The sequence below is a fragment of the Butyricimonas faecalis genome, from assembly GCF_003991565.1.
Lineage (GTDB): Bacteria > Bacteroidota > Bacteroidia > Bacteroidales > Marinifilaceae > Butyricimonas > Butyricimonas faecalis.
In genome coordinates this window covers 753,139-768,159 of sequence record NZ_CP032819.1, presented here as the reverse complement: position 1 = coordinate 768,159, position 15,021 = coordinate 753,139, and the positions used below count along the sequence as shown (strand labels likewise).

Sequence of the window (15,021 nt, the reverse complement as noted above, 5' to 3'; positions counted from 1 at the left end):
TTATAGTTTGCACGGGGGATATTCAATGTCGCAAAGAAATAAGGCGTTTCCGGGAACGGAGGTCCCTGCCTTGCATCGATCCTTGCTTTCGATGATCTGTTGGAATTGTTCCAGCGTGATACGTCCTTGTCCGACATCCAACAAGGTGCCCACGATGGCACGTACCATGTTACGCAGAAAACGGTCGGCCTTGATGGTGAATACCAGTTGTTCGTCCGTCTCTTCCCAGTTGGCTTCCATGATATGGCAAATGTTGGTTTTTACGTCCGTGTGCAATTTGGAGAAACTGGTGAAATCTTCGTAACGCATGAGACGTTCACAAGCCTCGTTCATTAACCGGATGTCGGGTAAGGGATGCGGACGGTAGGAGAACGGGTAAGTAAACGGATTTTTGTTTTTATCGATGTAGTATTTGTACGTGCGCGATATCGCCGAAAAGCGAGCGTGCATGTCAGGCAGTACGGCATAAATATCTTTGATCGCGATGTTCTTTCCCAGGAAACGGTTCAATTTGTCGACTAAGGCTTTCGTGTGGGGAATGACGATATCACTCTCAAAATGGGCGACAAAAAATGAGGCGTGTACTCCCGTGTCCGTTCGTCCGGCCCCGGTCACGTTGATTTCCTGTTTCAGCAGGAGGGAGAGGGCGTGATTGATTGTTTCTTGGACAGAGGGGGCGTTGGGTTGTATCTGCCAACCGTTGTATCCGCTTCCGTTATATGCTAATTCAATAAAGTACCTGTGCATGTTTTTGCTTTTTCAGGATTCAAAATTAGCAAAATTCAGTGAGAGTGGAAATGTCTTTCCCGGGTAAAATTCAATTAACTTGTAACTTGTGATCTGCAAACCAGTAACGGAAGGATGTAAACGTTAATTTTTAACGGTTGTATCCTGACATTATATACTGATTTTACGTTATATTTGTAAGTCCGTAGTTTTTCAAGGGCATGTTAAATGTTGAAAAGGAATGAGCAGTATTGTAGAAAATTTGAAAGAGATTGCCGGTAGTTTGCCGGATGGAGTAAAATTAGTCGCCGTGTCGAAAACAAAGCCCGTGGAGGCGATAGAGGAGGCATACAAGGCCGGACAACGCGTGTTCGGGGAGAACCGGGTGCAGGAGCTGGCAGAGAAATACGAGGTGCTTCCTAAAGATATAGAATGGCACATGATCGGTCATTTACAGACCAATAAAGTGAAATATATGGCCTCTTTCGTTTCTTTGATTCATGGCGTGGAGAGTTTGAAATTGCTGGAGACGATAGACAAAGAGGGAAAGAAGCACGATCGGGTGATCCCTTGTCTGCTGCAATTTCATATTGCCAGCGAGGAAACGAAGTTTGGGTTGGATATGGAAGAGGCGAAAGTTCTCTTGGAGAGTGACGATTACAAGCAGATGAAAAACGTGAAGATCGTGGGCGTGATGGGAATGGCAACGAACACGGATGACGAAGGACAGGTCAGACGGGAATTTCATCACTTGAAAGAGATTTTTGACGAGTTGAAGACAACTTATTTCGCGGGAAACCCGGAATTCAAGGAACTATCCATGGGTATGTCCGGTGATTACCGGATTGCCGTGGAGGAGGGAAGTACGATGGTACGCGTGGGGAGTGCGATTTTCGGGGCGAGAAATTACGCGAACGTGTAATTGAAAAGATTCATTATTAACTATTTAAATAAATCATTATGGCAGACTTGAAGACGACATACATGGGACTGGAGTTACGGAGTCCGATTATCGCGGGAAGTTGCGGTTTAACGTCTAACGTGGAGAAGATGGTGGAGATGGAGAAAGCGGGCGCGGGAGCCGTGGTGTTAAAATCTATTTTCGAGGAACAGATTAATGAGGAGACTTCCGGGGTGTTCAAAGCGGGTTACGGGATAAGTGATGCTTATCCGGAGGCAGAGGACTATATCAAGGCGTATATTCGTTCTAACACGATACAGAAGTACGTGGAATTGGTGCGTGATGTCAAGAGTCGTTTAACGATACCCGTAATTGCCAGCGTGAATTGTTTTGGTGGTGGTGAATGGGTGTCGTTTGCCCGTCAGTTGGAAGAAGCGGGGGCAGATGCCTTGGAATTGAATGTTTTTATTTTGCCGGTAAACGAGTTTAAAGAGAGTGCGGAAGTGGAGAACGTGTATTTCGAGATCGTGAAGTCCATCAAGAGTCAGGTGAAGATTCCTGTTGCCGTTAAGATCAGTCACTATTTCACGAATCTTACCGCTTTCGTGGATAAAATCAAAGCTTACGGGGCGGATGCGACCACGTTATTCAATCGTTTTTACGAGCCGGATATTAATATTAATACTTTAGAAATGGGGGCCGCTTCGGTGTTTAGCACGGCTGCCGAATTGAGGACCACTTTGAGATGGACCGGTATTTTGGCCGGGAAGGATAAGAGGTTGGAGATCTCTGCTTCCACGGGGGTGCATGGTGGTGAGGCTGTCGTGAAGTTATTGTTGGCAGGGGCTACGACAGTTCAGGTTTGTTCTGTCCTTTACGAGAAGGGGATTCACGTGATCGAGGATATGAATAATTTTATCAAGAGATGGATGGATTCGAAAGCTTTCAAAACGATTGAGGATTATCGGGGAATGCTTTCTTATTCGTCTATTGAAAATCCGGATCTTTATGAAAGGGCCCAGTTTATGAAATATTTTAGTAATAATCAATATTAATTTATGAAAAGTACATTTATCTTGTTGTTGTGTTGCATGTGCTTTGCATGTGCGAAGTATCCGGGAGTGCCGGAAAAATACCATGCTTTATTGGACAAAGCTTTAGAAACGTCGGGAACGAATCAGCCTGAATTGGCGAAAGCCTTGGAAAGTGCTACACCGGAAATGAAAGAGGGAGTGGCATTCTTGATTTCTTACATGCCGGAGCGGGATTTGAAAACGATGAAAGGGGATGATTTGTTGTCGAACGTGAAACTGGCGTATGAAGCTCGTAACCGTTTTGCGTGGGCGAAGAGCGTGCCGGATTCTATTTTTTTGAATGACGTGTTGCCTTACGCTTCTCTGAACGAGGAAAGAGATCAATGGCGTGCCGATTTCTACAAGAGATTTGCTCCCTACGTGGAGAATTGCAAGACTTTGGAGGAGGCAATTAAAGCCGTGAACAAGAATATCCGGGATGAAGTGAAAGTGGATTACAATACGGCTCGCGAGAAACCGGATCAGAATCCGTCAGAGTCTATTCGTCAGGGAATGGCTTCTTGTAGCGGTCTGTCTATTTTGTTGACGGATGCATTGCGGTCGGTGGGTATTCCTTCCCGTATTGCCGGGACGGCCAGCTGGCACGATAACCGTGGGAATCATAACTGGTGTGAGGTGTGGTTAGACGGTAAATGGTATTTCACGGAGTATTACCCGAATGAACTCGATCGTTCATGGTTCCTTGCCGATGCCGGAAAGGCTGATCCAAAGGATCGTATGCACGCGATCTGGGCATCTTCTTTCAAACCGACAGGGGAGAGTTTCCCGTTAGTTTGGGATTTTAATATTAATTATGTGCCTGCCATCAATGTAACCCAACGTTATCTGGATATTTATCAAGAGGTTTATCAATCTCAGTTGGCCGGGGGAAATTACGTGCCTTTGAAGGTGATGATGTTTAAAGATAAACGTAATATGCGTAAATCTGACGATCGCGTAGCTACCAACGTGGATATTTTCTGTGGTAAAGACCAAATTGGTGGAGGACGTACTGCCGGACCGAGACAGGATATGAATGACGTGTTGGAGTTTATGGTGGAGAAGAATAAAGTGTACACGTTGAATTATTTTAATAAAGACGGTAAGTGGGTAGGAGAAGAGGTGAAAGTGAAGGAAAAACCGGTAGAAGTGAAATTGCATTTGTAGTAAATAAAGGGCGGTTTTCGAAACCGCCCTTTATTTAATTTTGGGGTGTTGCAGATATAATCTTGAGATGGTTGGCATCTATCGTGACATCGAATTCCCGGTTTCCTTGTTTGACTTCAAAGATATAAACGAGGGAACCGTCAGCTCTTTCTTCATAATCAATGTCGTCTATCCGGTAGTTCGCGTAAGAAGAAGTTTTCAACACGTTCATCACATTAGCCGGTACATTGTTGTGTGGAACTTCCCAAGTGGTGACAACCCATTGATTCTGGTGGTTGAACACGACTTCTTTCATGATTTGTTGATCAATAATGTCAATCTTTAGTAATCCTTTATCTTGATCGATTTCCACAATATTGGCCTGCGGGTATTTCTGCTGAATGAATTGTAGAACTGCTTGGGGTGCGCTCTCCGGTTGATATCCCCGTCCATCGTTGTCCATGAGGGTTTTTACCAGCGTTCCATTTTCCAAGTAATGCAAGGCAACTTCTTGTTCCCCGAGTTCAGCCTCGATGATGTAGATGGTTTCCATGCCGGATCTTTCTAGCTTGTCAACGTCTTCTACTTTCCATTTCCCGTATTCTCCGGATTCAAAGCTATTGCGAATGACCACGGGTAGGGAACTATACTTGACGTTACTTTCTGTCATCACCCATTGACCGTTGTTGTCAAACCAAGCCTCGGCTTCCGTGAAACCGATATGGAATTCGGCTACTTGATACGTGTTCTTCACTTCCCATTCTACTCGTTTGGCCGAGGGGTATTTTACTTTAAAGGCACTCACAACGTTTTTGGGTGGAGTGTAGCCGTTGTCCTTGCAGCTACTGAAGGCTAGCGTGGTTGTGAGTAGGATTAATGTGGTAACTAATGTCGTTTTCATGATTTTTATTTTAAGATATTCTTGTTTTACGTCGAGACAACTTAAATGTTTCTTGTTTGTTATCCTACTATATTCCCCTCCATGTCAACTGTTACATATTTCTCGTGATCACCTTGTTCCAGTTCGAATATGTATACTTTACTGTTGTCGGCGCTTTCCTTGTAGTCAATGTCGTCAACGTGGAAGCCGGGATTTGCGGCTTTTACGTTGTCTGCTATTTCCTGAATTTCTCTTTCTTTAACCTCCCAAGTCGTGTATAACCATTCATTGGCACTATTGAAGTGTAATTCTTTTGCTTTGTTCTCGTGTAGAATGTCGATTTCGGTAATGCCCTTTTCGATTTCAATATCCACGATCGTGGCTTGCGGGTATTTGTTGTTGATGAAGTTTTTCAAGACTTCAGGAACCGTGTTGGGTTGATAATTGTTGTCAAGATCTTCTATGGCTTTGATTAAAATTCCGTCTTCCGCGTAGAATAGATCGAATTCCTGTTTGCCTTTTTCAACCTCGATCACGTACATGGTTTCCATTTCAACTCTTTCCAGCATGTCCACGTCATCAACTCTCCAGTCTTTATACTCCGACTCGCCAAATGCGGTTTGTATGGCTTGCGGGAGGTCCTCAAACGGGATGTCACTTTCGGTCATTACCCATTCGCCTTTGGTGTTAAACCATGCTTCTTTCTCGATATTATTGTCGCGAAAGTCTGCCACGTAATGATCGCGTTGCAGTTCCCAGTCAACACGTTGTGCATTCGGGTATTTTTCATATAATACATTCACGATTTCTTCACCCGGAGTGTAGTTGTCATTATCGTCATCACAGCTTGTGAAAGCAAATCCGGCTAACAATAAGGAAGTGAAAATAGTCATTCTTGTTTTCATAGCATATAAATTTTAATGTTTGTATTCTTTGTTCTAATTTCTGAGAACAAAGTAAAGGGGTGATTTGGGAAAGATTTGGGAATCTATTTATTTTTTCAATCGTAAATCATAAATCTAAAATCGTAAATCAAATCGGTGTTTGCCGTCGAAGGAGTAGGTGATGTGGAAATGGTAGAGGTGGACGATGCTCTGAATGATTGCCAATCCTAGCCCAGTGGAATCACTTTTTTTGTTGTCGGCTTGATAGAAACGAGTGAAAAGGCGGGATGGATCCAAGGTTTTTCCGTCCGTGCTGTTGGTGAAGGTGATGCCGGTTGATTGCACGCGAATGGTGACACTTCCCTCGTTTGGGGTGTGTATCATGGCATTTTTCAACAGGTTCGTGACTAGTATGTTTGCCAGTGATTCATTCATACGCACGTTGCAAGTGGCATTTTCTTCTATTTCTACGTGCAGGTTTTTATGCGCGTAGATTTCTTGAAAATTTTCCACGAGTTCTTTGATGACCGGGTTTAGTTCTACGTTCTTCGTCTCGTGGAATTGGCCATTCTCGATACGGGAAAGGAGTAACAGGGATTTGTTGAGTTTCACGATACGTCCCAAGTTCCGGTGGATGTCCTCGATTTCTTCTAATTGTCCTTCCGTGCAATCCGGCCGTTCTGCCAGTAATTCCAGTTTGTTTCGACAAATGGCTAACGGGGTCTGGAGTTCGTGAGAGGCGTTTTCGATGAATTGTTTCTGTTGGGAATACATTTCTTCGTTTCGCCGGGTCATTTTGAGTATCGTTTCGTTTAGTTGCCGGAACTCTTTTATCTTGGTGAGGTTGTCCAACGGGAGATTCTTCCCGCCCAGGGTAAATTGGTTCAGCCAATTCAATAGTTTATAGAATGGGGTCAAACTTTTTCTGAAAACAAATTCGGAAACGATCAGTATACAAATAAGCAGCGCGACGTATAGGATGACGATAGACCATAATATTGCCTCTATCATATCGTCTTGTTCCAGGGTTGAGATCATGATGGTTAACTCGTAAAACTTTTTATTCTCTCCCCGAAAAGCTGTCTTTAGTACTCGTACAGGATCAAAATCGTATTCAAGCTCGTAAAAACGAGTCGAGTCAAAGTATCGTTCTTTGTAATGAATTGCCTGCTCTTCAGATATTTCTTTTATGAAGTATTGACTCATTAAATCGCTACTATTATTAATTGCAGCCGTATCCCTCAAAACCTGTTGAATAATAAGATGCTTGTAGTTTTCCAAGCTATCATCCGTCTCGTCCAGAATTTCATCCAGTATGCTATAAAAGAAAAAGCCTGCCCAAAACGTGAGGATAATAATCATCACGATCGAGAGTTTGCTTATGGTATGGTGGATGAGTTTCATGCTTCCGGCGTTGTGATTAGTTTATACCCGAACCCGTACACGGCTTTTATTTCCGGGGTGGCTTCGGCGGTTTTCATCTTTTTACGTAAGTTTTTAACTTGTGAATAGATAAAATCAAGACTGTCGGCTTGGTCAATGTTGTCACCCCACACGGCTTCTGCCAACGTTGTTTTGTTGATCAGTCGATTGGGGTTGGTGGCAAAATAATAGAGCAAATCAAATTCTTTGCGATTGAGTTTTAGCTCTTCTCCATTGATGAACACGGTGTGATTGTCGGGACAAACGGTTAGGTTTTCAATTTCGATCTTGGTGTTTCCATCTGTTTGGTGTCGTCGGATCACGGATTTCACCCTTGCGTGTAATTCTGCCAGGTGGAATGGTTTTGCGAGGTAGTCATCGGCCCCAAGGTCAAGTCCCGTGACCTTGTCTTCAATGGAATCTTTGGCCGATACGATGATCACGCTTTCCCGTTTTTTTAATTTCTTCAGTTCTTCCAGAATCGAAAGCCCGCTACCCCCGGGAAGCATGATGTCCAGTAAGATACAGTCATAGTCGTAATCATTGATTTTTTGCAGGGCTGTAGAATAGTCTGCCGCTGTTTCCACTACAAAGCGTTCTTTTTCCAGTGATCGGGTCATCACTTCCCGCAAGCCTTTTGCGTCTTCAATGATTAATATTTTCATGGTATTGAAATTTTGTAGAACAAAAGTAGCAATTTATTCTGGAAAGAATCTGGAATAAATTTAAAATTAAGGACTTCGGTGTTGGTATTTCGATTTATTCCTGTATATTTGTTGCTAAGCAAAAAGAGGTTGTATAAAGGATGAAGACGTGTCTTCGGTCGACTTATCGGTTCGTGTTCTTCCGGGGTGAAAAAGGATTCTATGCAGGGATATCTTACTTTCTATGATCATGATTATTTGCGGGTTGGTATTTTTTTTTGAATGGAATAATAATTTAAATGATAGAAATATGGAATATTCTAGTATGGAGGAGTTAATGACTCAAATCAGAGATTGGGCAGAGGAGGAGGATTACAATGCAATTATTAAGGTTCTTCCGGAATTAAAAACTTCCGAACGATATTATTGTGAGGCTGTTTTATGTATTGCCGATTCTTATATAAACCAAGGGTTTTACCGAAATGCAGAAGAGTGGTTGCATAAAATTGAAGATCGGGGAAAATTGACCGGAGGATGGAATTATCGATTGTCTGTGGCGTTAATGCATCAAATGCGGTTGGATGAGGCATTAACGTATGCCGAGAATGCCGTGAAAGTAGAGGCTAATTATCCGTGGGGATGGTTGGTGTATAGTAAAACGCTATATGGCTGCCAGAGAACGGAAGAGGCTTTACTGGCTGCTAAAAAAGGATTGTCATTAGTTCCGGGGGATGACGAACTCATTTCGCTGATTGATGATATGTCCAAAGGATTGCCCTTTTCTGCGGTAACGGGAGTGGGGGAGGATGACGATGATTCTGAGGGAGGAGAAGATAAAGCCGGGACATTTTGTGGTTCAGTGTTGTTGGATTCGGTAGAGTTTGATATGAATGGTGTTTTGGCGAATTTGCAGGCAGAGTGGGGTATCATGTCTGATCGAAACCTGAAGGATGGGTTTGATGAGGAGATGAAGACAGTTGGATCGACCAGGGTGTTTTATTATGGAGAAACGGTGGTTGCCATCACCTTGGTACCGGACAGAATTCCGAATAATGAAGCTGAATATTTTGCGGAAGCAAATTATCTGTGGCCGGAAGCGGTTGAAGTGACAAAAACTCACAAAGCTCATTTGTTAGTGGCCGTTCTTGCTTATAATTTGTCCCCGGTAGAGGCTGGAAAGTTATTTGTGAAAGTCGTGGCGACTTGCTTGAAGCAGCCTAATGCTATCGGAGTCTATGTTTCCGGGACCGTGTTTCAACCGGATCTTTATATTGAAATCGCAGATGAGATGAAAAAAGATGATAATTTTTTACCTGTGATAAACTTGATATATTTCGGGGTATATAGAGACGAATCCGGGAATAATGCATATACGTCCGGGATGCAAGCCTTCGGTAAGGATGAAATGGAAATTTTGGGAAGTAAACATGATTTGATCGAGTTGCATGATCTTATGTTTCAAATCGCTTACTTTTTAATTGATCGAGACATAGTCCTGCATGATGGAGCAACTTTGGGAAATACGGAGGAACAAAAGTTGCCAATTGTCCGATCAGAAGGTGTATCCGTGGAAGGGATGAGTTTTAAGATTGCTTATTAGATTACTAAATTTGTTTTGTAGTGTTTCCTGATGTAAATTTATCCGGCAGATAAATTTGATATTGTCAGCGATTCGTTATCTTTGCGTGCGACAAACTCTTGGAACAGGAGATTATTGTGCATGGAAAGTGATTATATACTTGTGGGATTAAAGCATCGGGATGAGGTGGCTTTGTCAACTCTTTTTGATATGTATTACGAGAAGTTATATCTTTTCGCTGAAAAATATATTTATGATTCTGATAGGGCACATGACATTGTGCAGGATGTTTTCTTGAAAATATGGGAGAATGCTGAACGTTTGGAATTGAAGTCTTCTATCCAACACTATCTTTTTACTTCCGTGCGTAACGGTTGTTTGAATTATTTGAAAAGCTTACAAATAGAGGATCGTAATAACCGCAAATATGTTGAGGCTTACATTGAGTCTCAAAATGTTGATATGGTAGAAGATGAAGATTTGCTTGCCAAAATCCGACAAGTGCTGGATGAGTTACCGGATCGATGTCGAGAGGTGTGTTTATTGCGTTTTGTGGAGGGGTATAAATATAATGAGATTGCCGTTGCCTTGAAGATGAACGAGAATACCGTGAAAGTACAGTTACATCGTGGAATGGAACGGTTGAGACAGGCTTTTTCTACTTATGATTATATCGTATTGCTTGGTATTTTAGGTCGATTATTCGTGGAACGTTGATTTTATAAACGGTTGTCGGCACTACATTCAGCCCGAATGGTGCCTTATTTTCTAGTTTTTTTTCTGTTTTCTTTTTTTTGTCTTTTTTTGATAAAAAGATGATTTTCTTGTAAACATTTTGGTAGGGGAGTTTGTCTTTATCATGTGAGCAACAAGAAATTTATGAAAGAATCAATTGAATATATAGATTGGGAGATTATCTCGAAGAGTTTTCGGGAAGAGTTAACCGGGGAAGAGCGGGAAAAATTGGAGAGATGGTTGGTCGCGTCTGAAAAGCATCGTTTTTTTTATGAACGGGCAAGAGTGGGAGGCGAGACGAATCCGGCGGAAGGGGTGGATCGACAGGTGTTGCAGGTTCGAAAGAAAGAACTGATGCGTAAGGCATCGAAAATGAACGAAAAGAAAATTTACCGGAAACCGTTGCGGTTTATGTGGTATGCGGCAGCAATTGTGTTACCGTTGGTTGCCGCTATTGGCATGTGGTTGAGTATGAGAGGGGAGAAAGGTGAAGTGGTGGTAGCCGAGAGAGTACAACCCGGTAGCGGACGTGTTATTTTGGAATTGAATGACGGACGGACTTATTTCCTAGATTCGATCCGGAGTGTGGAGACGGGCGTTGAAGGAAGTTTTGCGAAGGCGGAAAGTAAGTCCTTGGTTTATGAGAAGCAGGAATCCGAAGAGTTGGTATATAATAAAATGATTGTTCCTCGTGCGGGGGAATATGCGTTGACATTGTCGGATGGGACACGGGTGTGGTTGAATTCAGAGACGGAGATTCGTTATCCGGTAGCATTTGGAAAAGATCGGCGAACGGTGTTTTTATCTGGAGAGGCTTATTTTGAGGTGGAAAAAGATGAGAATAAACCATTTTATGTCGTGTTGGATGATGTGGAAGTAAAAGTGTACGGAACTTCTTTTAACGTGAATTCACATTATCGGGGACGAGTTCAAACTACGTTGGTAGAAGGAAAAGTCGGTATTCGAGTGAATTCCACGGGAAAGGAACGAATATTGTTGCCGAATCAAATGGCTGAATATGACGTGAAAAAGAGAGAGATCGAGGTGAAAGATGTGGAAACATATTATTACACGGCTTGGAGAAAGGGAGAATTTGTATTTCAAGATGAAACCATCGAGGAGATTATGGATCGTTTGTGTCGTTGGTATGGTATGGAGGTGTTTTATGAAAATGAGCATGTGAAGGAGAAACATTTCTCGGGAATCATTACCCGTTTTTCTAATGTGACGGATATACTTCATTTGATAGAGGAGACGGCTACTGTAAAGTTTGACGTAAAAGAAAATATAATCACGGTAAGTGATTTAAAATAAACCGTAAGTTTTGCAACAACTTACGGTTTGAAAGATGCGAGAAGCATCATAGTGTTTAATATTAATCAACAAAATTATGAAAAAAATCAGAAAGCTATCTCTTTTTTCGGGATTTTCATGTCTTGAAAAAATGAGACTACGATTAGAAGGGTGGATTATAATGATGACATTTATGTGTGGAATGCCATGTTTAGTTTTTGCCCAAGATCAGAGAGTAACAATTCACGTGACAAATGTCGATATTCAAGTCGTATTTAAACAAATTAAAGAGCAAGCGAACTTGAATTTTGTGTATAACGCGGATCAGTTAAAGGAGATGAAAAGCGTGACATTGAACGTGAATAACGTAACCGTAAATTCAGTTTTAAAAACTTTGTTTGATGATACGCCTTTCGAATATAAATTTGAAATGTCATCTATTGTGATCCGTCAGAAAAAAGCAACTTCGTCTCAGGTGGATAAAAATATAAAAAAATCTGCCATGTTGAAGGGAAAAGTTGTTGATAATCGAGACAAGAAGCCCATTCCTGGTGTTACGGTTGTCGTAAAAGGAACTTCTGTTGGAGTAGTCACTAATATCGATGGATGTTTTTCTCTTATGATACCGGATACGACGGAACATGCGGAATTGGTTTTTTCTTTTGTTGGAATGAAATCTAGGGTAATTCCGTATTCTAGTTATCGAAATATTGGAGAATTGATTGTTTCCCTGGAGGAAGATTTGTTAGAGATGGATGAGGTTGTTGTGACTGGCTATACTACACTATCTCGTCGTGAAACAGCAAGTGCCGTGTCTCAAGTAAAAGCAGAGCAAGTGATGTTAAACTCAAAATCATCTATCGATCAAATGCTTATTGGACAGATCCCGGGAATGGCGATTATACAAACTTCGGGAGAACCTAGTGCCACGCCTAAGATTCGGATTCGAGGAACATCATCAATTACTTCTTCCAAGGCTCCAATTTGGGTTGTAGATGGCGTTATTTTGGAAGATCCTGTAAATGTAGATTATACCCAATTGGATGGCGATGATGCGGCTTATTTGATAGGTAATGCTATTGCTGGTATTAATCCTAGAGATATAGAAACCGTAACGGTTTTGAAAGATGCTTCTGCTACGGCAATATATGGAGTTCAAGCGGCCAATGGTGTGATTGTTTTGACGACTAAAATGGGTAAGGAAGGAAAAGCTCAGTTGAGTTATTCTTCTTCGATAACCTGGAATCAGAGAGTGTCTTATGGTGATTTGTATTTGATGAATGCTGCGGAACGTATTCAAGTATCTCAAGAGATTATTGATAAAAAAATAACCTATGGACGAGTACCGACAGCTTTGGGGTACGAGGGGTTGTACATGCGTTATATGAATCGTGAAATGACATACGACGAATTTGTTGGTAAAGTGAAGAAAATGGCGAAAGATAATACAGATTGGTATGATATATTATTTCGTAATGTATTTAATCACAATCATACGGTGAATCTCAGTGGAGGGTCTCGCGATACACGTTATTACACGTCTATCGGTCTAGATCAAAATTTTGGAACAGCCAAAGGGAGTGATTCTAAGAGATATACAGCATTAATGAAACTGGATTCTAAACTTAATGAAAGTTGTCGTCTCGGGCTGAGTTTAAACGGAAGTGTTCGACAGAACGGAGGATTTCATAGCTCGGTAAATCCTAATAAGTATGCATATGAAACTTCTCGTACAATTCCTTGTTATAACGAGGATGGATCGTTGTTTTTTTATAAAACGCGACAAAATTCATTACTTTCTTCTGCGGAAGCTCCTAAGGAAGAGATCGTGTATAATATTGTACATGAATTACAGCAGACCGGTTCTGAGGGAAAGGTTGTAGAACTCATTGGACAATTGAATTTTCAATGGCGTATAAAGTATGGTTTTATGTATGATTTCGCTGGTTCTTATAATTATCAGCAAAGTAAACAAGACTCGTGGGCAACAGAAGAATCGAATTTTGTAGCCTTGAAACGGAAATATAAAAAAGGATCTTTGGAAGCAAATTCTCCAGAAGAGAATCAGAGTGAGATTCCGGTAGGTGGAATTATTAATAAGTCGGAAACCGAAAAAATTTCATATATGGTTCGCAACAAACTTTCTTATGCGAATCAATTTGGCGAACATGAAATTTCCGGATCTTTTATTTCAGAAATCCGCAGTACGCGAACCAAAGGATTCAGCGGAACATATTATGGTTGGATGCCTGAACGCGGTCAATCGATTTCGCCTATGATAACCTCGGGGTATCAAAAAATATTATCTGGATTAAGTCCCAAAATTTTAGATAACCAGGTGAATTATGTCTCTTGGGCTGGAGTGCTTGCTTATACATGGAGGAATAAATTTACGTTGAATGGAAATATTCGAATGGATGGTTCCAATAAATTTGGTGAGAATCCCAAATATCGTTTTTTACCGATATGGTCCATTGCGGGACGCTATGCGTTGACGGAAGAAGCTTTTCTAAAGAAGAGTAAAGTGTTGTCGTTGTTTGCTATTCGTGCATCTTACGGGATACAAGGAAATGTAGATAAAAGCACTTCACCGGAATTAGTGATTCAGGTCGGTGCGTTGAATACTTCAACGCGAATGAACGAATCCTATTTTGAATATTTACCGAATCCTGATTTGCGTTGGGAGAAGACGACCTCCTATAATTTGGGTGCAGATTTTTCATTTTTTAATGATTTGATTGCAGGGACATTTGATTTTTATCATAAAGTGGGAGTTGATATGATTATGCCAAAGCAAGTTTCTCAATCTATGGGACTTGATTATGTGAAAATCAATGCAGGAAAGTTGAATAATACCGGTTACGAATTGGATTTAAGATTTTATCCTATTCGGAATACAAATTATTCATTTAATGTTAATTTTATTTATTCTTATAATAAGAATAAAGTGGTAAAGGCGAATGGCGGAATTGATGTTACGAATGCGGAAAAATTGGCAGGTACGGCGTTGATAGAGGGAAAACCTTTTGGCGTGTTCTATTCTTATCGTTTTGCAGGTATAAATGGGGAAACAGGATATCCGGTATTTTATGATAAGGATGGTAAGGATTATATGGAAGTGGATGGCGTTCGTTACCCCAATTATGCTTTGTACGAGGAGGAGTTGGCATTGGTCGAATCAGGGACAAAAGATCCGACTTCAAGTGGTAGTATAGGATTGAATTTTAGATACAAGAATTTCCGTTTAAGTGTTAATATGAGTTATTCTTTGGGTGGAGTTGATCGATTGCCTAACATTTATAGGAATGAGTATTATTCCGTTTTTGATCCAATAACGAACTTGCCTAAAGATTTAAAGGATCGCTGGCAAAAACCGGGAGATGAAAAAAAGACGATATTTCCAACGTTGTATGATTCCCGTGTTTACAAAGAAATTAGAAAAAGAAGCGTGTTGAATGGAAAAGTATATTATGCAACTCAATTGTACGATTACACGGATGCGCGTGTTGCCAAAACGGATAATTTGCGTTTGAGAAGTATTGGGTTGAATTATAGACTACCGGGTGAAATTACAAGTAAATTATGGTTACAAGAATTTTCCGTGAATTTTCAAGTAACAAACCTGTTTGTAATAAAAGCAAAAGAGTGGCGAGGGCGGGATCCGGAATCAGGAGATTCTAATATTCCAATGCCAAGAACTTATTCTGTGGGAGTAAATGTGACATTTTAAAATGATAT

The 15,021-nt window shown here is 41.2% G+C and carries 12 protein-coding genes; 7 read left to right on the top strand and 5 right to left on the bottom strand.

Going from position 1 to position 15,021, the window contains the following annotated elements:
• Nucleotides 1-747: a tRNA pseudouridine(38-40) synthase TruA gene (truA, locus tag D8S85_RS03225; RefSeq protein WP_106624843.1), complete on the bottom strand. Its 747-nt coding sequence runs from the start codon at nt 745-747 to the stop codon at nt 1-3.
• A 220-nt stretch (nt 748-967) separates the two neighbouring features.
• Between truA and D8S85_RS03220 the strand changes: the two genes are divergently transcribed.
• From D8S85_RS03220 to D8S85_RS03210, 3 genes are read left to right on the top strand one after another with little or no spacing between them, the layout of a single operon-like run.
• Nucleotides 968-1,648 (top strand): YggS family pyridoxal phosphate-dependent enzyme, encoded by a 681-nt coding sequence (locus D8S85_RS03220; protein WP_106624842.1) that lies wholly within the window; start codon nt 968-970, stop codon nt 1,646-1,648.
• Between the two features lie 38 nt (nt 1,649-1,686).
• Nucleotides 1,687-2,682, top strand: a complete 996-nt coding sequence (locus tag D8S85_RS03215; protein WP_106624841.1) for a dihydroorotate dehydrogenase-like protein — start codon at nt 1,687-1,689, stop codon at nt 2,680-2,682.
• A 3-nt stretch (nt 2,683-2,685) separates the two neighbouring features.
• The gene (locus D8S85_RS03210; protein ID WP_106624840.1) at nt 2,686-3,867 is read left to right on the top strand and encodes a transglutaminase-like domain-containing protein; all 1,182 of its coding nucleotides are present in this window, start codon (nt 2,686-2,688) and stop codon (nt 3,865-3,867) included.
• Nucleotides 3,868-3,901: 34 nt separating this feature from the next.
• Here D8S85_RS03210 and D8S85_RS03205 read toward each other — a convergent pair whose 3' ends face one another.
• The 4 genes from D8S85_RS03205 to D8S85_RS03190 form a co-directional block, all read right to left on the bottom strand.
• Entirely contained in the window at nt 3,902-4,747 is an 846-nt protein-coding gene (locus tag D8S85_RS03205) for a PepSY-like domain-containing protein (RefSeq protein ID WP_106624839.1), read from the bottom strand.
• A 59-nt stretch (nt 4,748-4,806) separates the two neighbouring features.
• Nucleotides 4,807-5,631: a PepSY-like domain-containing protein gene (locus D8S85_RS03200; RefSeq protein ID WP_228423342.1), complete on the bottom strand. Its 825-nt coding sequence runs from the start codon at nt 5,629-5,631 to the stop codon at nt 4,807-4,809.
• Nucleotides 5,632-5,745: 114 nt separating this feature from the next.
• Nucleotides 5,746-7,014, bottom strand: coding sequence for a sensor histidine kinase (locus D8S85_RS03195; RefSeq protein WP_106624838.1), 1,269 nt, complete (start codon nt 7,012-7,014; stop codon nt 5,746-5,748).
• Nucleotides 7,011-7,697, bottom strand: a complete 687-nt coding sequence (locus tag D8S85_RS03190; RefSeq protein WP_106624837.1) for a response regulator transcription factor — start codon at nt 7,695-7,697, stop codon at nt 7,011-7,013. Before D8S85_RS03190 ends, D8S85_RS03195 begins: the two co-directional genes overlap by 4 nt.
• 289 nt (nt 7,698-7,986) lie before the next feature.
• On the opposite strand from D8S85_RS03190, the gene D8S85_RS03185 reads away from it, so the two are divergent.
• From D8S85_RS03185 to D8S85_RS03170, 4 genes are all read left to right on the top strand, one after another.
• Nucleotides 7,987-9,276 (top strand): DUF4261 domain-containing protein, encoded by a 1,290-nt coding sequence (locus D8S85_RS03185; RefSeq protein ID WP_228423341.1) that lies wholly within the window; start codon nt 7,987-7,989, stop codon nt 9,274-9,276.
• 120 nt (nt 9,277-9,396) lie between these two features.
• Nucleotides 9,397-9,972, top strand: coding sequence for an RNA polymerase sigma factor (locus D8S85_RS03180; RefSeq protein WP_106624836.1), 576 nt, complete (start codon nt 9,397-9,399; stop codon nt 9,970-9,972).
• Nucleotides 9,973-10,134: 162 nt separating this feature from the next.
• Nucleotides 10,135-11,304 (top strand): FecR family protein, encoded by a 1,170-nt coding sequence (locus D8S85_RS03175; RefSeq protein ID WP_106624835.1) that lies wholly within the window; start codon nt 10,135-10,137, stop codon nt 11,302-11,304.
• 160 nt (nt 11,305-11,464) lie between these two features.
• Nucleotides 11,465-15,013 (top strand): SusC/RagA family TonB-linked outer membrane protein, encoded by a 3,549-nt coding sequence (locus D8S85_RS03170; protein WP_172726468.1) that lies wholly within the window; start codon nt 11,465-11,467, stop codon nt 15,011-15,013.
• Nucleotides 15,014-15,021: the final 8 nt, after the last annotated feature.